The organism is Paenibacillus xylanilyticus, assembly GCF_013359935.1.
Classification (GTDB): domain Bacteria; phylum Bacillota; class Bacilli; order Paenibacillales; family Paenibacillaceae; genus Paenibacillus; species Paenibacillus xylanilyticus.
The window spans coordinates 41,289-62,247 of the sequence record NZ_JABMCB010000122.1 but is presented as its reverse complement, the minus strand read 5'-3'; the positions used below and the strand labels follow the sequence as shown (position 1 = coordinate 62,247).

General features: G+C 48.8%; 22 protein-coding genes. 9 read left to right on the top strand and 13 right to left on the bottom strand.

Annotation, left to right across the window (positions count from 1 at the left end):
• Nucleotides 1–136: 136 nt before the first annotated feature.
• From rlmD to HP552_RS02210, 4 genes are all read right to left on the bottom strand, one after another.
• Entirely contained in the window at nt 137–1,879 is a 1,743-nt protein-coding gene (rlmD, locus tag HP552_RS02225; protein ID WP_175394074.1) for a 23S rRNA (uracil(1939)-C(5))-methyltransferase RlmD, read from the bottom strand.
• A gap of 152 nt (nt 1,880–2,031) precedes the next feature.
• Nucleotides 2,032–2,913 carry a diacylglycerol kinase gene (locus HP552_RS02220; protein WP_175394073.1) on the bottom strand — a complete coding sequence of 294 codons (882 nt, stop codon included), beginning with the start codon at nt 2,911–2,913 and terminating at the stop codon, nt 2,032–2,034.
• A gap of 433 nt (nt 2,914–3,346) precedes the next feature.
• Nucleotides 3,347–3,763: a DUF4395 domain-containing protein gene (locus tag HP552_RS02215; RefSeq protein WP_175394072.1), complete on the bottom strand. Its 417-nt coding sequence runs from the start codon at nt 3,761–3,763 to the stop codon at nt 3,347–3,349.
• A 101-nt stretch (nt 3,764–3,864) separates the two neighbouring features.
• Entirely contained in the window at nt 3,865–4,788 is a 924-nt protein-coding gene (locus HP552_RS02210) for a ketopantoate reductase family protein (protein ID WP_175394071.1), read from the bottom strand.
• A 217-nt stretch (nt 4,789–5,005) separates the two neighbouring features.
• Between HP552_RS02210 and HP552_RS02205 the strand changes: the two genes are divergently transcribed.
• Entirely contained in the window at nt 5,006–5,575 is a 570-nt protein-coding gene (locus HP552_RS02205) for a TetR/AcrR family transcriptional regulator (RefSeq protein WP_175394070.1), read from the top strand.
• Between the two features lie 90 nt (nt 5,576–5,665).
• On the opposite strand, the gene HP552_RS02200 is transcribed toward HP552_RS02205, so the two are convergent.
• Together HP552_RS02200 and HP552_RS02195 are read right to left on the bottom strand one after the other, a co-directional pair.
• Complete coding sequence (locus HP552_RS02200) at nt 5,666–6,451, bottom strand: sirohydrochlorin chelatase (RefSeq protein ID WP_175394069.1); 786 nt, start codon at nt 6,449–6,451, stop codon at nt 5,666–5,668.
• A gap of 1 nt (nt 6,452) precedes the next feature.
• Nucleotides 6,453–6,743 (bottom strand): YerC/YecD family TrpR-related protein, encoded by a 291-nt coding sequence (locus HP552_RS02195; RefSeq protein WP_017690665.1) that lies wholly within the window; start codon nt 6,741–6,743, stop codon nt 6,453–6,455.
• A 456-nt stretch (nt 6,744–7,199) separates the two neighbouring features.
• Here HP552_RS02195 and HP552_RS02190 point away from each other — a divergent pair, with 456 nt between their 5' ends.
• The 4 genes from HP552_RS02190 (at nt 7,200) to HP552_RS02175 (ending at nt 10,553) form a co-directional block, all read left to right on the top strand.
• Entirely contained in the window at nt 7,200–7,838 is a 639-nt protein-coding gene (locus tag HP552_RS02190) for a tyrosine protein kinase (RefSeq protein WP_246310728.1), read from the top strand.
• 192 nt (nt 7,839–8,030) lie between these two features.
• Nucleotides 8,031–9,119, top strand: a complete 1,089-nt coding sequence (locus HP552_RS02185) for a DNA alkylation repair protein (RefSeq protein ID WP_175394068.1) — start codon at nt 8,031–8,033, stop codon at nt 9,117–9,119.
• Between the two features lie 251 nt (nt 9,120–9,370).
• Nucleotides 9,371–10,099, top strand: coding sequence for an SDR family oxidoreductase (locus tag HP552_RS02180; RefSeq protein ID WP_175394067.1), 729 nt, complete (start codon nt 9,371–9,373; stop codon nt 10,097–10,099).
• Nucleotides 10,071–10,553 (top strand): MerR family transcriptional regulator, encoded by a 483-nt coding sequence (locus HP552_RS02175; protein ID WP_246310727.1) that lies wholly within the window; start codon nt 10,071–10,073, stop codon nt 10,551–10,553. Before HP552_RS02180 ends, HP552_RS02175 begins: the two co-directional genes overlap by 29 nt.
• Before the next feature lie 132 nt (nt 10,554–10,685).
• Here HP552_RS02175 and corA read toward each other — a convergent pair whose 3' ends face one another.
• The 4 genes from corA to HP552_RS02155 all read right to left on the bottom strand — a co-directional run bounded on the left by corA (nt 10,686) and on the right by HP552_RS02155 (nt 14,966).
• Nucleotides 10,686–11,645, bottom strand: a complete 960-nt coding sequence (gene corA / locus HP552_RS02170; protein WP_175394066.1) for a magnesium/cobalt transporter CorA — start codon at nt 11,643–11,645, stop codon at nt 10,686–10,688.
• A gap of 360 nt (nt 11,646–12,005) precedes the next feature.
• A complete protein-coding gene (locus HP552_RS02165; RefSeq protein ID WP_175394065.1) occupies nt 12,006–12,995 on the bottom strand; it encodes an inorganic phosphate transporter in 990 nt (329 codons plus the stop codon).
• A 14-nt stretch (nt 12,996–13,009) separates the two neighbouring features.
• Complete coding sequence (locus HP552_RS02160) at nt 13,010–13,624, bottom strand: DUF47 domain-containing protein (RefSeq protein ID WP_095360942.1); 615 nt, start codon at nt 13,622–13,624, stop codon at nt 13,010–13,012.
• Nucleotides 13,625–13,895: 271 nt separating this feature from the next.
• Nucleotides 13,896–14,966: a DUF3048 domain-containing protein gene (locus tag HP552_RS02155; protein ID WP_175394064.1), complete on the bottom strand. Its 1,071-nt coding sequence runs from the start codon at nt 14,964–14,966 to the stop codon at nt 13,896–13,898.
• Between the two features lie 341 nt (nt 14,967–15,307).
• On the opposite strand from HP552_RS02155, the gene HP552_RS02150 reads away from it, so the two are divergent.
• Together HP552_RS02150 and HP552_RS02145 are read left to right on the top strand one after the other, a co-directional pair.
• On the top strand, nt 15,308–15,847 hold the full coding sequence (locus tag HP552_RS02150) for a DoxX family protein (RefSeq protein WP_175394063.1): 540 nt from the start codon (nt 15,308–15,310) through the stop codon (nt 15,845–15,847).
• 128 nt (nt 15,848–15,975) lie between these two features.
• Nucleotides 15,976–16,188, top strand: coding sequence for a hypothetical protein (locus HP552_RS02145; protein ID WP_175394062.1), 213 nt, complete (start codon nt 15,976–15,978; stop codon nt 16,186–16,188).
• Nucleotides 16,189–16,340: 152 nt separating this feature from the next.
• Here the strand turns inward: HP552_RS02145 and HP552_RS02140 are convergent, their stop codons facing one another.
• Both HP552_RS02140 and HP552_RS02135 read right to left on the bottom strand, forming a co-directional pair.
• Nucleotides 16,341–17,126, bottom strand: coding sequence for a DODA-type extradiol aromatic ring-opening family dioxygenase (locus HP552_RS02140; protein ID WP_175394061.1), 786 nt, complete (start codon nt 17,124–17,126; stop codon nt 16,341–16,343).
• A gap of 168 nt (nt 17,127–17,294) precedes the next feature.
• A complete protein-coding gene (locus tag HP552_RS02135; RefSeq protein WP_175394060.1) occupies nt 17,295–18,125 on the bottom strand; it encodes an alpha/beta hydrolase in 831 nt (276 codons plus the stop codon).
• A 385-nt stretch (nt 18,126–18,510) separates the two neighbouring features.
• Between HP552_RS02135 and HP552_RS02130 the strand changes: the two genes are divergently transcribed.
• Nucleotides 18,511–19,209 carry a response regulator transcription factor gene (locus HP552_RS02130; RefSeq protein ID WP_175394059.1) on the top strand — a complete coding sequence of 233 codons (699 nt, stop codon included), beginning with the start codon at nt 18,511–18,513 and terminating at the stop codon, nt 19,207–19,209.
• Nucleotides 19,206–20,693 carry a HAMP domain-containing sensor histidine kinase gene (locus tag HP552_RS02125; RefSeq protein ID WP_175394058.1) on the top strand — a complete coding sequence of 496 codons (1,488 nt, stop codon included), beginning with the start codon at nt 19,206–19,208 and terminating at the stop codon, nt 20,691–20,693. The genes HP552_RS02130 and HP552_RS02125 overlap by 4 nt, the downstream gene beginning before the upstream one ends.
• Here the strand turns inward: HP552_RS02125 and HP552_RS02120 are convergent.
• Nucleotides 20,684–20,929, bottom strand: a complete 246-nt coding sequence (locus HP552_RS02120) for a hypothetical protein (protein ID WP_175394057.1) — start codon at nt 20,927–20,929, stop codon at nt 20,684–20,686. The genes HP552_RS02125 and HP552_RS02120 overlap by 10 nt on opposite strands.
• Between the last annotated feature and the right edge of the window lie 30 nt (nt 20,930–20,959).

The window sequence follows — 20,959 nt, the reverse complement described above, 5'->3', positions numbered from 1 at the left end:
TTGATAGAAAAACAGGGGAAAGGCTTGATGGATCTGGGTTTTCCCCCTTCTCCACTCTTCCTCTCCCCGATTTTATCACGTCTTTATTCGATTTTTAGCACAGGTTTATTATGAATAGCAGGTGTTTATTAGTTTTCTACACTTCCCTCAACAACATCGCCACCGACTCCACATGCACCGTATGCGGGAACATGTCCACCGGCGTTACCTCAACCGTTCGATAACCGCCATCCTCCAGTACGCGCAGATCACGTGCCAAGGTGCTTGGGTTACAGCTCACGTACACCACGCGCTCCGGCTTCATCTCCAGGATCGTATCCAGCAAGCGTGGATCACAGCCTTTGCGCGGAGGATCGACGACGATGACGTCGGCTTCGATGCCTTGCTCTTTCCAGCGCGGGATGACATCTTCTGATGCCCCGACTTCGAACTTCACGTTCTTCATCTCGTTCAGCATCGCATTGCTGCGAGCGTCTTCGATGGCTTCGGGCACGATCTCTACCCCATACACCTGATCCGCATGCTGCGCGAGGAAGAGAGAGATCGTACCGATGCCGCAGTAGGCATCAATGACCGTTTCTTTGCCGCTCAGCCCAGCGTATTCTACTGTCTTCCCGTACAGCACTTCTGTCTGTACTGGGTTGACCTGATAGAACGAACGTGGAGAGATCGCAAACTGCACATCTCCGATATAATCGTAGATTACATCACGGCCCCACAGGACACGGGTTTCATCGCCGAAGATGACGTTGGTCTGTTTCTTGTTCACGTTCTGGCAGATGCTCGCCACATGCGGGATCGCTTCACGAATACTGCCGATCCATTCATCCTTATGCGGGATATCCCGGCCATTGGTGACCAGAACAAGCATCATCTCACCTGTGCGGAAAGCCTTCTTCACGACCACATGACGCAGCAGGCCGCGGCCTGTCTCTTCGTTGTATGCGCTGATTCCCAGATGACTCCCGATCTCCTTCACCTTGGCTACAACTTCGTCGTTGTGTTCATGCTGGATAAGGCAGGTCTCCATATCAATGATCCGATGGCTTCCTTTGGCATAAAATCCACCCACCAAGCCGCCCTCGGTCGCGCCAATTGGCACCTGTGCCTTGTTGCGGTAACGCCACGGCTCGTCCATACCCATGGTAGGCAGCACACGGATAGCGTGCGCAGCAGCTTCTTCGTTCATGACACCTTCCAGCCGAAGACGAATACGATTGCTGCCGTTCCCTTGTTCTTCGGTAATAGCTGGTTCAGCTACCTGATCCACATTCTTTTCAGAACGTTTCTTCTGGTTCGCTTCATCACCCTGAGCGTCTGCATCCTCCACCATCACGTTCAGCTTCCCGATCCGCTGCAAATTATCGACCACCAGCTGGCGCTTCCACGCAAGCTGTCCGGCATAGCTCATATGCTGGATCTGGCAGCCGCCACACTGATCATAGATCGGACACGGCGCGGATACACGATCCGGACTCGCCTTCACGATCTCCAGCAGCTTGGCGTAGCCGTACTGCTTCTTGGTCTTCATCACGCGTACGCGGACGGTTTCACCCGGGAGTGCACCTTGTACGAAGAGCGTGTATCCATTCGCACGGCCTACACCCTCACCGTCATGGTTCATGCCAATGATGTCGATGACGGTCTCTTCGTTTTTGCTGACCGGAAGTCCTTCGATTGGCGCGGATTCACGTCCCCTTCCCTTCGGACGAACGGCAGAAAGAGATGCGCCTTGTGGCCGCACCTCTTTCCCTTGCTGACGTGATGATGGACGAGATGATTTACCTGGCTGACGGGATGCCATCGCATTCCCTTGCCCCTGAGAGGCAGCCGAATTCCGGCGGTTTTTTCCACGACCGCTGCGGTTCGTATTAGACAACGTACATTCACTTCTTTCTTCTTATATATCACCCCACGCATGGGGAGTTCATTCCACTTCATCTTTTCAATTTCACCCTGAGATTATACGTGATCCCTTCGCGGTCGGCAACTGGAAAAACACACTGCCACCCGTGCCATCACACGCTTCTCTTACCGAAACAGCTGCAGGTGGTGCTGCAGGTTCTGGAACGTCGCAGGCAAAGTGCCGCCAAGCTCCCCATCCAGGTTCAGCTGTACGTATCCCGGTGACGTCACTTCCATATAATCCGTCTGGAAATGAATCACTTTCTTATCGTTCAGATGTTCCCCGCGCAGCGCGAGTGTAACGAGGCGGATCATGTCGGCCAGATTACATTTTCGCACACCGATGACATCGAACATTCCGTCGTCTATCGTCGCGCCTGGTGCAAGCTTCTCGAAGCCCCCGACGGAATTTGTATTGGCGATCAGGAACAGCATGAATTCATCATGAATCTCTTCCTGGCCTGCCGCGCGGATAATCAGCTCCTGCGGAGACAGGCTGGCCATTTTCTCAATGCCTTTCATATAATAGGCGAGTTGTCCAATCATCGTTTTCAGACGGCTTGGCACCTCATATGTCAGTTCGGTCAAGGAGCCGCCGCCTGCAATATTAATAAAATATTTATCATTTGCCTTACCCAGATCGAGAGGACGGGTCTGCTGATTAATCACGACATCCACGTAATTTTCCCAATGTTTTGGGATCCCGAGCGCACGCGCAAAATCATTCGTTGTCCCCAAAGGGAACACACCCAGCGGAGGACGATTCTCCCGCTCAGCCATGCCGTTAATGACTTCATACAGCGTTCCGTCGCCGCCTGCGGCAATAATCATGTCATAACCACGCTCGATTGCGAGCTCCGCTTCCCGGGTTGCATCTCCTTCACCCGTTGTTGCATGTACTGAAGCTTCGATTCCACCTTGATCCAAACGCTGCAAAACATCAGCCAGACGTTTCTTCATTTCTTCCCGGCCTGAGGTCGGATTATATATTAAGCGAGCCTTTTTCATCTCATACGCCACCTATTCCACATTATCCATGAGTCTGATCGACCTCATTTTCTTTCTACTTGCGAGCGTCCACAACCGGGGAACATTTTACATGATCACCCACGTTCGTTAATCCTGCCCGAATCTTCATCCATACCTATATCTATGCATAAGGAATTCCATCTGATTCCAAAGCCTTTATATTCTATCATATCATCAAATGCGAAGATGTCCTAGCCTGTAACGTATTTACGACTTCCGGCACCCCGGTGTCTTCTCATTTTACACAGCCATCGATTTTCTCTTCAACTGTATTTAACCCATTTCATAGACACCCATTCTGCCCGTCTGACAAGAATTTAACCTTCCTTTCCTTAGAAAGGGAGCACAAAGAAACGGCTCCGATGAACGAAGCCGCGTGTATATGACGTTATATTCCGCACTTAATATCCATTTAGAAACCAATCCGCCTGCCGGCACGAAGCTGTTTATACCAGAAATAGACGGTGCAGCCCACACAGTAACCGAGCAATGCTGCACTTGCAGCAAGCAGGAGCATTCCGGAGAACAGATAACCGGCTACCTGCCAGCTCAGGGAGAATGAGATGAGTGCCAGAGAAAGGAACACGACCGCCAATATATTATTGAAGCGCTGCAGCTCCGCCGCCTGGGTTTCCGTACCTTTTCCCTTCAGCACAGCCTTCCCGATCCGGACAAATAGATTCAGCTTTCCGCCAGAGGCGAGCCCAACCACCTGGATGATCCATAACGCACCCAATATCAGCGGCGGATTAAACAGAAATGAGAGCAATACACACAGCACAATCCCGACCTGATTCGCTTTGACATAACGCATAGGCACTTCCCGCATCCTCATACCTCCTTATCCCTATTTTATTAGTTGGTATTATTGTAGTCGGGATCGAGGTTTTGAGCAATAGGAAGAACTATTGGAAATGCAAATTTTCTTCATTATAGGATGGTAAAATCGCTTTTGAGCACATCCCAATGGGGCGTTGGAGTATGCGTTACTCTTTTCCACTCGGCAAATGCCCTTTCCATCGCCTCTATTTCACCAAAAGAACCTGCAACCAGCTTATGCACCGGAAGCATGCTATAGATCTTCAGCAAAAGATACAGCAGCCGCTTATGCTTGCGGATCAGCTTCGCCTGTGCTTTCGGGATCATGGTGATGCCCATGGCCTCCAGTACAGTAATCCCCTCATCCAAGGCACCGATCATATGCAGGAGCTGCTCTTTGTTTCCCTCCAGCTTCTTCAGCTCTCGCTCTTCATTGAAACTCACGGCATTCAGCATCAGAATCGGGATAAGATGACTTTTCAGCCAAGCGTCGATATCTTCAATTACATCCAGCTTGTATTTTGCTTTCGTGAAGGCCTGATCGAGCAGAGGTTGAAAGGGAATCTCTCCGTCCAGTGCGCCGATCACCATCAGTCCCTTTCCCCCGCCTATGGACAGCATACGATCTTTGTTCCGCTTCCCACCGCCAACGTGGAAACCAAACGCCACTCGCTTATCCACCCGGCTGTTGTCTTCGAGATAGGTTTGCATGCTTCGCGCGTCCGCATTGTTGCCCACAATCACGATGTTGTTGCTCTGATTGTCAGCAATAATGGGTAACACCGATGGAAAATCATTATATTTCATGACGACAAAAATGAGATCATAGATGTCATCCGTTCTTAGTTCTCTTGTTACACGAACCGGATCGACCGTTGTTTTAAACTGAAACACATGCCGAATGACAACGCCATCCCTCTCTAACTCTTCAGCCCGTTTCCCTCTAGCCAGTACCGTAACGTCATTTCCTCCACGTACCAGAACCTGGGCCAATTGACTGCCCAACACACCCGCACCATAGACCAATATTTTCATTTGATTTCCCTCAACTTTGTATTTTATGAATAAACGTTGCTTTATCAACATTTGTTGATAAAATAAGAGTATCAAAGCAGCCACGGTGCTTCAATCGCTAAAATATCCATTTTCGTTGAATAATCAACGAAATGCTCATTATTGTTGAAAAGCGCAAGGAATTTATAAAGAATTGTATAGACTATGCAGGAACATTAGGGACATTAGAGGAGGGGCCATGGACAGACGCGTTTATAAGACAAGAAAGGCCATCATGGAGGCATTTGTGGGATTGCTGGAAGAGCGGGATTTCGAGCAAATGACCATCAACGACATCGCCGATCGAGCCAATGTTAACCGGGGAACGATCTATTTGCATTATACAGACAAGTTTGATCTGCTGGATCGGTGTATCGAGACGTATTTGCAGCAATTGGTGGACACCTGCATGAGCGATCATTTTCCAACGCCACTGACGGCGAAGGAAGCGCTGCTGCGGACCTTCCGGTATCTCGAAGAGCATGCGGCCATTTATACCACGCTTCTAACGAAAAAAGGGATTCCCGCATTCCGAAGCAAGCTGATGACACTTATGATTCAAGGTGTCGAGGAACAAATGGATGCGTGCGGCGTTCAGGAAAGCATGAGCAAAGAAGTCACTGTACAATTTCTTGCTTCTGCTGCCGTGGGTCTGCTGGAATGGTGGATAATGAACGCCATGCCTTATTCTGCGGAGGATATGGTGGATCAGTTGATCGCCCTGCTGGAGCTCCATTTGAGCCTGCCTTCGTTGGTGGCAAAAGGTTAAGTACCTCCATAAAATGATTCCCAACAAACAGAAAACCACGTCCAAGGACGTGGTTTCATTGTCTATACATTTAAAGTGCTAAGCCTCTTCTCAAGAAGAGGCCTTACCCTCATTACATTTTGCCAACAAAAGTTGAATTTGACGCTCCAGCCAGTGCCCAAGCAATGGATGCGGCAGCAGCGTCTCACCACTGTACGCGTAATCCAGTTCCTTCAGCCTGCCCGGAATGACGTTCATCGTAAAATAACCGGCACTCAAAAACAGTGGCGCCACAATAACGCGGCTTCCCTGCTCCTGGCTCCAGTACTTCGCCTTGTCATACACACTCTCCGGATTGAGAAGTGCATAATCCGTATGGGCTACGCCACTAACCTCCTGCACTCGCTGTGCGAGCGAAGAAATGCCTGTTTCCCAGCGCTGACGGAATCCATCATGGATGCTCCCGTGCCCGACAAGCAGAATCGTCTCCTGCTCCGGATCTTGAGAGAGCGATTTGACTTTATCCCATACCATAACGGCAATATCCGGATCGTTATCCACAGGATAACCGAAGTGTACTTTTGCATTTACCCGGAAGGGTTCCAGATCTGTTTCCCGTTCCGGTGCTTGCTTCGCACCGATCGCATACTCGATTTCATCCACATGTGTACTACCGGACGAAACGAAAAGGGGTACGACCAGAATATCAGTTACACCCTGTGCCTCCAGTCGGTCGATACCGTCCTGGATCAGGCGTCCTTCCACAAGTTCAAGAAATGAAGCCTCAACAGGCAATGGGTCAGGAAGAGTGAGCCGGGAGACCGCGTCATCGACGGATTCTACCCAGGTCTGCTCCTGAGAACCGTGACTAATGATGAGCACACCCGGTTTCTTCATCTTAGCGACCCAGACGTTCCAATGTCATTTTATATCCATCATTGCCGTAATTCAGGCAGCGCTTCACACGAGAGATCGTGGCCGTACTTGCCCCTGTCTCCGCTTCGATCTGGTTATACGTATTGCCTTTGCCAAGCATGCGTGCTACTTCCAGCCGCTGGGACATGGATTGGATCTCGTTTACCGTGCAGAGGTCATCAAAAAACACGTAGCACTCCTCAATATCTTTCAGAGTGAGAATGGCCTCGAATAGTTGTTCAATACTTTTATCATTTAGCTTTTTCAGCTGCATTTCATCATCATCCCCTAGCGGTTACTGTGTACCTTCATTGTACTCACCCTGAGTTGGTATTTCAAGCGTTAACGATTTCACGCACTACAGAATAAAAATACATGTTACCGCTTCCATTAGGTACTATTGTCCTCCACACGTGGACACTATCCGATATTACTGCGGTTTTTCCCATTTTTCACCTGTATATTCCCGATTGCTTACGTAGGGATTTAGCCCTCCTAATTGTTACAATTTTGTGTACAAGCTTCTCTTTTCTATGAATAAAAACCTCACTTGTCCCCTGCGCCCAAATCCGCAAATATCACGTTTTCCATGACACCCGCCTACGCCGTCTCTCCGCGAATGACATACAGTATAGCAAAAGGGAGTTCCAACTCGGTCTGTTATGCCCATGATCATTACAGCTGAAGGAACGCAATTCCGAAATCCAACATAGAAGGAACGTGATCGTTCATGCCACAGCATTATTATCATCGCCAGCCTGCACCACGGCAGCGTCCGTCTTCCTATTCGCACAGACAGGCGCAGACTTCTGCCTATATGCCGCCCGGTGCAGTACAGCGTTCATTGAATGAAACCCAGGTTCAGCCGATGTATCCAGGCGTAGAGCCCTATTATCCGGGCTACGGTGAAGTGGAAGCCTCTGCACTTGTACCTTATGGGCAAGGCGCACCCGGCGGAAACTATTTGGGTGGCAGTGCCCCTGTTGTTTCTCCAGTTCCGGTTGAGGCTCCTGCTGCTTCAGGAAGTTCCGGGTTCTCGCTGGCCAATCTCGGTGAACTGAAAGGAATGATCGACCGCTTCGGCGGAATCGACGGCATCATGAATGGCATTGGTAAAATGCAAAAGGTCGTTGGCGGCATTCAACAAATGGCCCCGATGATGAAGCTTGTTATGGGCATCCTGCCTTTTGGTAAAGGAAAAGGCAAGAGCAGCAGTCCTGCAGAGACCGACTATGAGGAATATACACCACCTCGCCGCTCGCGGAAGCGCCGCAAGAAGGCAACAGCCACCCCACGCCGCCGCAGCAGTAACACGACTCGGCGCAAAACCAGTTCCACCAAGCGCCGTCCCAAAAGCAGCAAACGTTAAACACTTCACCAGGCACCTCCCTTATAGAAGGAAGGTGCCTTAACCTTGTTATGTTATGCTGCAATCCCTATTGTTGCCCTAAGCCTTTCATCATTTCTGCCTCCTCTCTAGAATCCAGATCTTTTTTCAGGAACTTATGTTCTTATTCCTGTAAATTAAGGTATACTGGGTAGTAGATAAAGGAGGCGGATTATGGAACTGTTTAAGGACAAATATACGCCCGCATTGATCGATCAAACCGGAGAACTGCTGCACCAATTCTACCCCGCTCTGGACAAGGCGCACTTTCGCGACCTCGTGTTTGCCGAAGGCTGGGAGCAAGCGGAATTCAAGGCACGTATTCGCCGGATTACCCTTGCCCTGACGGAAGTACTGCCTGATTCGTATGAAGAAGCCTTGCATGTGCTTGAACAGGCGGCGCCGCAGCTGCGCGGGGTTGAGTATTTGTTTGTACCTGATTTTATTGAAGTGAACGGACTAGCGCCTGAGCACTATGAATTATCCATGAAGTACCTGGCGGTCTTCACACCTTATTCCAGCTCGGAGTTTGCGGTACGCCCGTTTATTGAACGTTATCCCATCGAAACGATGAAACAGATGATGGAATGGACAAACAGTGAGAACGAGCATATTCGCAGGCTTGCCAGCGAAGGCAGTCGCCCTCGTTTGCCATGGGGTTCCAAGCTGCGAAGTTTGATTGCCGACCCAACACCTGCACTTCCCATTCTCCATGCGTTGAAGCAGGACGAGTCCCTCTATGTACGGAAAAGTGTAGCGAACCATCTGAACGATATCTCGAAAGACCATCCTGATCTGGTTCTGGATCTAGCCTCTACATGGCATGGTCAGCATCCGCATACCGACTGGATTGTACGTCATGCCAGCCGTTCCCTGTTGAAAAAAGGACATCCCAAAGCACTCTCTCTCTTCGGATATACCCAACAGGACGCCGTACATATTGGGCATCTTGAGCTTGCACGGGATACGATTGCGATCGGTGAAGAGCTGGAATTCACGTTCGATGTGGTTAATGAGAGCGGTCAGCCTCAGATGCTGCGGATCGAGTATGAGATCGGATATATGAAGGCAAATGGCAAGCAGGCACCGAAACGCTTCAAATGCTCGGATAAAATGTATCCCGCCGGGAGCAGCAAGGTAGCTACGAAGCAATCGTTCAAGGTAATTACAACAAGACGTTATTATGCCGGGCTGCACACGATAACGATTGTGGTCAATGGACAACCCACCGCCTCGGCAACTTTCGTTCTTGAACAAACGTAGTACAAGATTATAAAGTTATTAACAGTCCGCAGATAAAAAAGATATTCACATGTGGATGAATAATAATATTCCCCTCTAACCGAATGCACATGTCTGTTACAGACGCGCTTCGGTTATTTATTTTCCCTCTCATCCTCCCTGTCTTCATACCCTCCAAAATTCCCTGTTGACTTGAAGCACACTCCAAGTTGTACCATTCGGAGATCATCATCCACATGCTTAACAATTACTAGTGAAAAGAGGAATGACCGATGAAAACCAAAAAAACCGCCCTCATCACGGGAGCAAACAAAGGAATCGGCTTCGAAACGGCTCGGCAGTTGGGAAATATGGGTTATGTTGTTCTCCTCGGAGCAAGAGACTTGCGTAAAGGCGAGGAAGCCGCACAACGACTATTGAACGAGGGAATCGAGGCCTATGGAATCGAGCTTGATGTTACCAGCTCCAATACGATTGAGACAGCCGTCAGTTACATTGAACAAAGGTTCGGCTCGCTCGACATTCTGGTCAACAACGCAGGAATCTCTGTTGGTGGAGCTGCTCCCCCAAGCCTAATCGCTTTGAATGATATACGAAAAACCTATAATACAAACTTCTTCGGCATGATTTCCGTAACCCAGGCCATGTTACCATTACTACAGCAATCCCCGGCAGGACGAATCGTTAACCTGTCAAGCGGGCTGGGCTCACTCGCCTATAATAGTGATCCCGGGCATGAACATGCCCAGTTCAATCTACTTGCTTACAACAGCAGCAAAGCAGCCGTTAACATGTTTACTGTCACTCTTGCCAAGGAATTCAGAGATACGCCGCTCAAAATAAACGCTGTCGATCCTGGCTTTACTGCAACCGATCTGAACGGTTTTACAGGAATCAATACCGTGCAGCAAGCAGCGGCTACGGTTCTGGAGCTGGCTGTTCTCGGGGACGATGGCCCGACAGGAGGATTCTATGGAAAAGATGGAGAAATACCTTGGTAAATTCATTACTGAGGAGTTGGATCAATTGTATGACAAATCGTATGACATACCGGACATCGTTACATCCATTCGGGAAGCTGCTATACTTACAGGCCTGACCGAAGATACGATCCGCTATTATGAAAAAGTAGGTCTGCTCCCATTTGCAGAACGAAAAACAAACGGCCATCGGCAATATCGTAAAGATCAGATTCTCGGCATTATTTTTTTGACAAGATTAAAAGCCACCGGGATGACAATTGAACAGATGAAACATTTCCGCGAGCTGTCTGAGCATGGTGCCGATACCCTTGAAGCCAGATACGCCATTCTGGAGGAACATCAGCGTAAGATACAGCAAGATATAGCTAACTTGAATGAGACATCAAAGATTATAGCCTATAAACTCCAGCATTACCGGGAGCTTTCGGAACATCCCGATCTTGAAGATACGCACTGCGATACCAACCCATAACTCTCTCAAGAGCGTCATCCAATTTTGCAGACACCAAATGATGATCTTTTTTTGCGCAGCTGCAGCTGACAAAAAAGATCATCGTTTGGTTACATCTTATTTATCCTTAGACCTTCTGTACGAGTAAATCTTCTACTTAAACCAGCCACGCTTCACAAACCAAGCTACCATGCTTCCGCCAAGCACAAACATCAGAAGCAGCACCGCACCATATCCAAACTTCCACTGAAGCTCCGGCATATAGGCAAAGTTCATCCCATAAATTCCGGCAATCAGCGTCAGCGGCATAAACACCGTTGTAATAACAGTCAGTGTCTTCATAATGGCGTTCATCCGGTTGGAATTCAGAGAAATATAACTGTCCCGCAGGTCTGCGGTCATCTCCCGATCCGCCTCAATCATATCCGTCAGCTTCAGCAGGTGATCATAGATATCTGTAAAATACGCGGTATGCTCCCCCGTCCTCTGCACATGTTGAGAGTTGATTACCCGGTAGAGCAAATCACGCATGGGCACTACGGTTCGTCTAAGCTTCAGCAGCCGGCTGCGCAGGTCAAACACCTGATTCATCAAGTCCTCTACCGACTCCTGACTGCCCCGGTTCTCCAGTTCAGCCAGCTCATCCTCAATCGCAAACAGCGACGGGAAATAGTGATCAACCAGCTTGTCCATCACCGTATACGCTGCAGCCACCGGTCCACGTGCCCAGATCGTTCGTTCGTGAGCATGATGCAAAATCCGTTCCCAAGCTTCATCCACCTCTTCCAATACACCATGGTGAAAGGAAACAAGGAAGTTTGAACCGAGAAACAGGTCTACCTCCTCGGCTTCCAGTGTGGTAGGATTCAGCGCGTGCAGCACAAGAAACTGCAAATTGTCGTAATAATCCAGCTTCGGACGCTGCAGCACATGCAGACAATCCTCGATCGCCAAGGGGTGAAAATGAAAATATGTATCCAGCAAACGGCTTTCTTCCTCCGAAGGCTGGTTGAAATCTGCCCAGACCCAGGCATAATCCTGCAGATCCAGCTGTGTCAGGGGTACATTAATGGAGACTTGATGATCTCGTGTAATGGCGAGTGTACGAATCATAAATTAGACCACGTCCTTGTCTTATATCCTTTACGCTATTGTATAACTTAATCCTCGAACCGTCTCCTGCAACCGCCTCACAGCCTGATTGTCCACAGAGTCACCTGCGACAGGGACAACAAAAAAAGCCAACCCTGTTGGCTTCTCTCATTTCCTATCCACAGTTCCCTGTATCCACAGGATAATCTTACTTTTGGTTTATCATTCCACGGATGGCTATCCACATATCCAGCCTGTCCACACGTTCATGCACAGGCTTCTCTAGTTTATGATTGTAAAATTGTCCACATATCCCGATATTCACACAGTTATGAACAGTTGTGCATGTCGCTCCCGAATACGTCTTCGGGATAACTTTTCTTAGAAAATGATCCAGTACAGCAACCCTGACAGTACAGCGGTAATCGGAATCGTAATGAACCACGTAATAATGATCCGTCCGGCCAAGCCCCATTTTACAGCGGAGAAACGCTTAGCAGAACCTACACCCAGAATGGCAGATGTAATCGCGTGCGTGGTACTCACTGGAAGATGCAGCAATGTTGCCGTGAATATAACGGAAGCCGCGGATAAATCGGCAGCAAAACCGTTAATCGGTTCAATTTTGAAAATTTTGGTCCCCATCGTTTTGATGATTTTCCAACCACCGATGGAAGTACCCAGTGCCATCGCCGTTGCCGCAGAGATTTTAACCCACAGCGGAACTTCAAGATGATCCTGTACTCCTGCTGCTACGAGAGCAAAAGTGATAATACCCATGGCCTTCTGTGCATCATTGGTACCATGTGTGAAGGCCTGCAGTGCAGCCGTGAAAATCTGTACCGTACGGAAACCTTTGTTCACGGTATGCGGACTGCGTTTGGCAAAAATATATTTGAGAATGGTCATGACCACATAACCTATGGCAAATGCAATCAGCGGGGATAACAGGAGCCCCTCGACGATCTCAATAAATCCGCCCCATTTGACTTTATCGGAACCTGCACCGACAAATACTGCCCCGGCAAGTGCTCCGATCAATGCATGTGAGGAAGATGAAGGAATACCAAACCACCAGGTCACGAGGTTCCAGATAATCGCGGCAATCAAGGTCACTATGACGACCTCTATCCCGTTATCCAGCTTCGTGGGGTCAGTAACACTTCCTCCAATCGTCTTCGCCACTCCCGTAAACATCATCGCACCGACAAAGTTCATCACTGCAGCCATAATGATGGCACGTCTTGGGGTCAGTGCCCGTGTGGAGACCGAAGTTGCAATGGCATTCGCTGTATCATGGAAACCATTGATGAAGTCAAACGCCAATGCAAGGAAGACGACTATACCTAATACCCAAATCGTTGTTTCCATTATTCTCTGGCTCCTTAAGAATTACGCATAATGATGGATTCCAGCATGTTGGCTACGTCTTCACAAGCATCCGTTGTTGTCTCAAGACGCTCGTAAATTTCCTTGCGCTTGATCAACTCAATCGGATCAGACACGGTAGCGAAGAGATGCTTGATGCACATGCGCAATACTTCGTCGCCCTGGTTTTCCAGATCGTTCAGACGGATCGTATATTCGCGGATCGCCAGCAATTTTTTCTGGGACAGCAAATGGATCGCTTTTTGAATTTCGTAAGCCGATTGGCGCAAAATCTCAGCGAACTGCACGATGAATTCATCCGGATCAGTTAGTTGGTACATATAGAATCGGGAAGCGGTTGCTTCAAGCCCGTCCAATACGTCATCAAGTGTTGTTGTCAATTCCATGATGTCATCACGCTCAATTGGCGTAATGAATGTTTTGTTGAGTTCCATAATGATTGTATGCACATAGTCATCACACTTGGACTCGTATTTTTTCATTTCATTGGTAAACAGAGTTACATCTTGAAGGTTGGAAACATGCTCTGAGAAATAGTCAGCCGCTTGTACGACAGTATCCGCCATATTCTCTAATGTTTCGAAAAATATATCCTTCTTCTTAAACTTCATCGTTCTATCCCCTTTACGAGAAATTGCTGATAACCTTGAAACATGAAATGACAACCTTTGATATCTTATCATATTTGTTTCATGGTTTGTACAAAAGGTGCGATCCTTTTTTATATTCTTATCACATTAATCTGAAATGAATCTTAATTATTTGGAATGGATGGAAAAATGATGCTGAGATTTTACACTGCGTTTACAATTCATAAACTGACAGGATTCGACTTTCAATTTGTTCAGCATAATAATGAAGCAACGCGAAGGAATTTTCGTCTTAATTTTGGACATCAATATGGCTTGCAAAGTCGGGTTGATTCGGAACGATACTGATAAAGGTTTGGCCGGGAACCAGAGCCGCCTCTGTCCCATTTTGCACAAAACGAATTATATCGCCCGGTTTCTTCACCCACTGTCCGCGAATCATCTTGCCTTTCTGAAACAGTAGGGCTTCTCCGCCCTGGTCTACATTAACGGATAGTCTGCCAACATTGTCGAGCACCTTGTGATCTGCACCCGCTACAATAATGTTCGCTGCTCCAATCTGTTCCCCATTATCCTGATCCTGGTCGGGCTTCCCATTCACCAGTCTCATATATCGTCCGCTAACTTCATCATAATCATACGTCACCCGGTAACTATCCAATAAATAATGAATGTCGAATAGCGTTCCGGGTTCTCCTGCTGAGGTGGAACCTTCTTCATTATAGTTATAGACGGGTGACTCGCTATCATGGCTGTAGCCCTTGATCTCTGCTCCCTCTCTAAGCTTGTCCGCCGAAGTGTACAGATTATGTGGTGCCTTGCGATCCGATGAACGCCAGAAATACGGGCCACTATTCGAGATTTCGTCCATGTGCTGCTTCTGCTGCTTTTGCAAAATGGAGTAGGCATCCGGGCTGCCGCCCGCATGTACAAGCACACCATCATAGCTCTCGCCCAGTTCAATCAGATACGGACGAATGCTGCGCACAGGTCCTACAGTCTCTGCACCGCCCTGACTTTGAAAAATGGCAATAAACCGGGTAATTCCACCCTCTGCGAGCACCTCGATAATGATATCGGCAGAGCTCAGGCCGGACTGGGGCCGGGCCGCAGGGGCATTGTTTATCATGACCGCGAGCGGTCTCTGTGTAATGGCCTCGTCAACGGGCAGTCCAGTCAGCGGTGCGGTGTACAGTGGAGCCGCCTGTTCTTCCGGTTCTTGTTCTTCCTGTACAGGCGCAGGAACAGATACCGGCTCGGGCGGCATCTGTGTCGCCTCCTGATTTTGACAAGCTGCAAGGCTTACGGCGAGAATCAGCAATGATGCAGCAGACGCTGCCTTATTCCATTTCAATGACTTCAATCGTTGTACCTCCTGTACAATGGCCTGGGTCTAAGGTGCGGCATTTCTTGGATGCAGACAACCATTTTGCATTTTTCTTTCCATTTAATCACACGAACCAATATTTGTCTTCGATATAAAGGCAATTTCCTACCCCTGAATGAGGTAATTGAAACGATGAATTGGAATCGATTTATGTCTAACATGTGAACTCATTAAACCTTACTTAAAATTTGAACTAGATTGTGATTTTTATCACAAACAAAACGACTTTTGAACTATACAATAAAGACATCAAAGGTGATCACTTAGAAAAACAAAAAAAAATAACACACACTAGATTCCATGAAGGAGTGGTTTATATGTTCAGCTTCAACCAATGGCTTAGAGAAAACAAAGTGGCAATGTGGATTTTGACAGTACTTCGGGTGTATATCGGTTATGACTGGATGACTCACGGATGGAGCAAACTGACAGGCGGCTTCCAGGCTGGCGGTTTCCTCGCCGGGGCAGTAGAGAAAGCAGCGGGCGAAAGCCCTACAGTTCAAGCATGGTGGGGAACGTTCCTTGAAAAATTCGCAGTACCGAATGCCGGATTGTTCGACTTTCTCATCCCTCTCGGTGAATTCTTGGTAGGTCTCGGACTGATCCTTGGCTGCTTCACAACACTTGCTGCGCTGATGGCACTCGTGATGAACTTCGCGTTCCTCTTCTCGGGTACAGTGAGCACGAATGCACAACTGGTACTGATGCAAATCTTCCTTGTAGTCGCTGGTGCCAATGCTGGTAAAATTGGTCTGGATCGTTGGGTACTGCCTTACCTTCGCGGATTGTTCAGCCGTAACAAAGGTAACCATCCCAAAGATACACCGACCTTGAATCCAACCCAAAAAACAGCTTAACTTCAATAACATATCAGGCTCTGCTCCCCATCCCCCGGGGAACAGGGCTTTTTTCGTGCCTGACTTGCCCCCGCACGGAATCACGTATTATGATGATCATATAGATTATGACCAAAGGAGCACTTCTCATGCCCACTCAACGCCGTCTTGAGACTGAAGCCGATTTCCAGGAAGCCATGGATATGAAGTACAAAGTCCGGGTGTTTCAGGATAACCACCAGATTGATTCCGGTGGTGTCATTATTCGTTTTGACAGCAAAACGATTGTTGTCCAGTCCAGTGTCAGTGACCTTGCTTATCATTCCCGCATGGATTGCGAGTTCTTCGAAATTCGAAAATAGACATATAGTAATGCACCAAAAAAAGGTTCCCGCTGCCAATGTATCTGGCCGCTGGAACCTTTCTGATTTTGTATTATACGTATGATATTCATGTGTTTCATCGTACAAGAAGTAAGTTCTACCATACAGATGTCTCTGTTGTCTGCTCCGAGTTATACGCCGTCACCGAATTGCCAGCAGTTTAAACTAAGTGTTCCATAGGGGTACGACTGGAACAGACGCTTCGCCTTTCGAGACATATCGGCTGTGCCCATGGCGTAGAACAGTGGAGCCAGATGCTCTGTTCCATACGAAGGAACGGCAGTCCGAGCGTTCGGGGCTTTTTTGTCATATTGAAACAGCTCTCTCGTGTTCCACTTCTCCAGCCGCTCCCCCATCCAGTTGTCAAACTCTACAGCCCAACCCTCCGGTTCATCACTGCTTCCGAGCAAGCGCAGATTATGAACGGTACCGCCACTGCCTATGATCAGCACATCGTCATGACGCAGCTGCTCAAGCATTCGGCCAATATCATACTGTTCCTGCGGTGAACGCAGCGAATCTACAGACACAACAACGACTGGAATATTGGCCTGTGGATACATATGCAGCAGTGGCACCCACACGCCGTGATCCAGGCCTCTGCCTCGAATAGGCTGATGCGGCAGATTGCTGCGGGTGAAGAGGGCACAGATCTCACTTGCGAGCGCTGAGTGTCCTGGTGCCGGATAATCAATTGTATACATATTGGAGGGGAATCCGTAGAAATCATGCAGCGTCTGATGTGAATCATCCATCGTCACGGACGGTTCGGGACAATCCCAATGCGCCGTAAAGACAACGATGGCTTTTGGAGCCGGCAGCCTGTCTCCAAGCTGGTTCAGAAATTGAGTGTAGTCATTGCTCTCCACCGCCAGAGCGGGAGAACCATGCGCAATGAAAAATGCGGGTAATGTCATTGCTGCCAACCTCCAGACACGGATAGAATGGTTACGCTTCTATACTACTCCTCTATTCTACCGCGTAGAAGGCGCTTTTCCAAGCTGACATACCGAAACTGCCCTATCACGCAATCTGGTTTTCCACTTCATTGTGCAATTGGTTACTCCAAACCTTCATACAAGCCATCAAATCATCCAGTGCTGCCAATCCTGCTCGATCTTCTGCCGCTCACCGAGCCATTCACGGGTACGCGTGATCAGCTGCTCCCGCTCTTTGCCGGAAGAGAAGGTATGATCACCCTGGAAAATAATCTCCTTATCGCAGCGTCCTTCCTGACGCATCCAGAACACCTTTTGATAGAGAAAAGCGTAGTCTACTGGGATGATATCATCCGACGTACCATGCACGACCAGAACATCGCCGTTAAACTTGACGGCTTCCTGGAATGGTTGGTGCTCGGCCAGAGACTCGAAGAAAGCCGGCGTGAACTTGTAACCGAGATAATCGGCAGCGCCCTGCTTCACGCCTGCATCGTACACTTCACGTCCTGTAATCTTCACGATGTCGTTGAACGGATATCCAACGGCAGACCACATCACCAGATTCTTGACACGTTTGTCACGAATGGCAGTTAGCAGAGCGACTGCACCGCCCAGACTGTGACCGATCAATGTCACACGGGTTGGGTCCACATCACTGCAGTTCACCGCATAGTCCAGTACGGAACGGGTCTGGGCAATCATGGAATCCAGCCCTTCCGCTCCATACTCGCCGCTGCTCTCGCCGCAGCCGATATAATCGAAGCGAAGCACCAGGTATCCATCCTCAGCCAGTTCACGTGCAGTCTTCACGAACAGGCGATCCACGCCAATTCGGCTGCCAACAAAGCCATGGCAAATTACTGCCAGAGGCACACGCTGCTGGTGATTGCCCTCCTTGATATCCCCAACCACGGGATAATGAATTGTGGCGGTTAACTCTTCCTGTCCATGACGGATACTGATCTGACGCTCCATGCCGATTTCCCCTTTCCATTCTTGCCTTTGCTTGTTCGTTTAGTTAATTATATATAAATCCGATAAGTTTAATGTGTATTAAGATGTTATTAGTATATTATCATCCTGGGAACTTCAAGTCAACGTGACGAAAACATCTGTAGATGGCCTATTCCCCAGTCAAAAAAGAGAACATTATAAAATCTTTAGAATTGGCTTGTATCTTCAATGTATCGGCAAAATCATGCCTGAAGTGAATGAAAAGGTTCGAGATTCAATTCATATAACGTATTCTGTTTTTACGCTCATGGAAATTTTAGGTACAATGAAGACTCAACATTTTAAAGGAAACGGAGACGGCAGTTTAAGGTTACATTTGCCTGAATGATCCTGCCAGGAAATCATCATGAACGAGAATATTTTGATTGTAGACGACGAAAAGGATATTGTGGCCCTGATTCATCAGACGTTATCACAGGAAGGGTATAAGGTGTCCACCGCGTCAAGTGGCAGCGAGGCATTGCAGTTACTCAGCAGTAAACCGGATCTCATTCTGCTGGATATCATGATGCCCGGCATGAGCGGATTCGAGCTCTGCCGGCTGATCCGGGATGAGGTCAGCTGTCCCATCCTCTTTCTGAGTGCGAGGCAGGCCGAAATGGACCGGATTCAGGGGTTATCCATCGGCGGCGATGATTATATGACGAAGCCGTTCAGTCTTGGAGAGTTAAAGGCAAGAGTGGCCGCCCACTTGCGCCGTTCCCGTCGCGATGGCGTTCAGCCGCGCGTGAATGAGCCTGCGTTTTACAGATACGGGTCTCTGCAGATGGACCTTAAAGGCCGCAGTGTGATGATTATGCAGCATGCCATCCTGCTAACGCTCAAGGAATACGATCTGGTGGAACTGCTTGCCACGCATCCTGGACAGGTTTTCTCCAAGGAACAGCTGTATGACCGCATCTGGGGACTGGAAGCCACAGGGGATACTACCACGATCACGGAACATGTCAAAAAAATAAGGGCCAAGCTGGCAGCAGCTGACCCGGATCATGTGTATATCTCAACGGTATGGGGTGTCGGGTACAAATGGGAGCCTGTACGATGATTAAGGAACGCTGGCCGATCAAAAAACAATTAGTCTGGGCATTTGTCCTCGTCATGGTGATCAGCATTTTACTGACTCTCCTCACGTGGGCTGCAGGTGTGTCTTTTCTGTTTTCCAACCAGTGGCTGCAGCCCGCCAACTATTATGAGTCTCAAATCCCCGAAATTCAGCAGAAAGTACAGGAGCAGGCGAGACATAAAATCCAGTGGACCGACACCGCTAATCAGGCGAAACTGGAGCAGCTGCTGCCTCCGGAAGGCATCACCTATCAGGTTGTGGATACCCGCGGAACCAGGAGATACGGGACGATTCAGGAACAGGTCTTGGAAAATGAAACGGACCTGCTGAGCAGACTGAATAGCAAAACGGTCACAGATAGTACACTCGGATTCGGCGGGCTGGTTACGCTCATTTCCCCTCTGAGCGGAGAGCGTGGAACCTATTCCGGGGCACTCGTGCTCCAGTACAGGTTGGAAACCAGTCCCTCTCCCTCCGTGTCCCCCGTTTGGACGAATACGTTTCTCGTGCTCATGCTGGCTTCTCCATTTGTTTATATTGCAGCTGCGACTTGGTTTATGGCAGGCAGAGTGGGTCGCAACGTGAAGCGGCCGATTGAGGACCTTATTCTGGCTTCCAAACGCATCAAAGAGCAGGATCTGGACTTCGCTCTGGATAATCACGCCCCCAATGAGCTCGGGCTGCTCTCCGCTTCCTTCGAGGACATGCGCAAAGAACTGAAAAGTGCACTGACTCGGGAATGGAAGCTTCAGCAGGAACGGAGTGAACTGATGGGAGCCATCAGTCACGATTTCCGCACGCCAATGACAGTGATTCAGGGCCACGTGGAACTTCTCAAGGATTCACCCAAGCATGTGGTACAGAACGCCGAAAGTATCAGCAGTCATCTGGACGTCATTGACCATAATGTGAAACGAATTAATCGCCTGATCCAGGATATGACGGTAGCCGCTGGGACTGATTTTGATTACTTTCCACTTCGCCGGGAACCGGTTGATCCATCTTCCTTCTGGGAGATGAAACAGCGTGAGGTGCGTTTTCTGTGTTCCAGCCAAGGTGTGCAATCCGAATTCAGACTCGTGGATCGACGGCTCCATACTTCTTCGCCTCTTTTACTGGATGTACAAAGGGTCGGTCAGGTACTGGATAATCTGGTAGCTAACAGTTTGCGCTATGTACCCCCGAAAGGGGAAATCAGACTGGATGTGGATATACAAAATAGTAGCTTAATGCAGGTTACCGTTTGCGATACGGGTCCAGGCTTTACCGAAGCGGATCTGCAGCATTTGTTTGATCAGTTCTATCATGGACACCAGGGACAGACCGGGCTGGGCCTGTTCACGGCCAAACGCATCGTGGAGAAGCACGGTGGAACCATAAACGCCGGTAACCTGCCTAAAGGTGGAGCATGTATTACGTTTACACTGGATATCGGGCAGTCATCGCCCGGAAGTTTCTACTCGTAACTCCGGCGGAACATCTCATGGGTCTCTACTTGACCTTCCCACCGATGCTCACGTGCAAAATCCGAACTTTCCCAGAAGCTACCCGTCTTATCTGGACCTTCGCCAAGTTCGACTGCAAATTCGGTATCCTCTGCTGCTCCCTGTCCCATGGGAACCACTTCATCCTTTACGCCACGGGAGTTGCTGTTCAGCAGCAGCTTCCGGGTTAATTCATTGTTTTTATTGGCTTGATTCATGTCTGCACACTCCCATCACTGGTTTTCGTT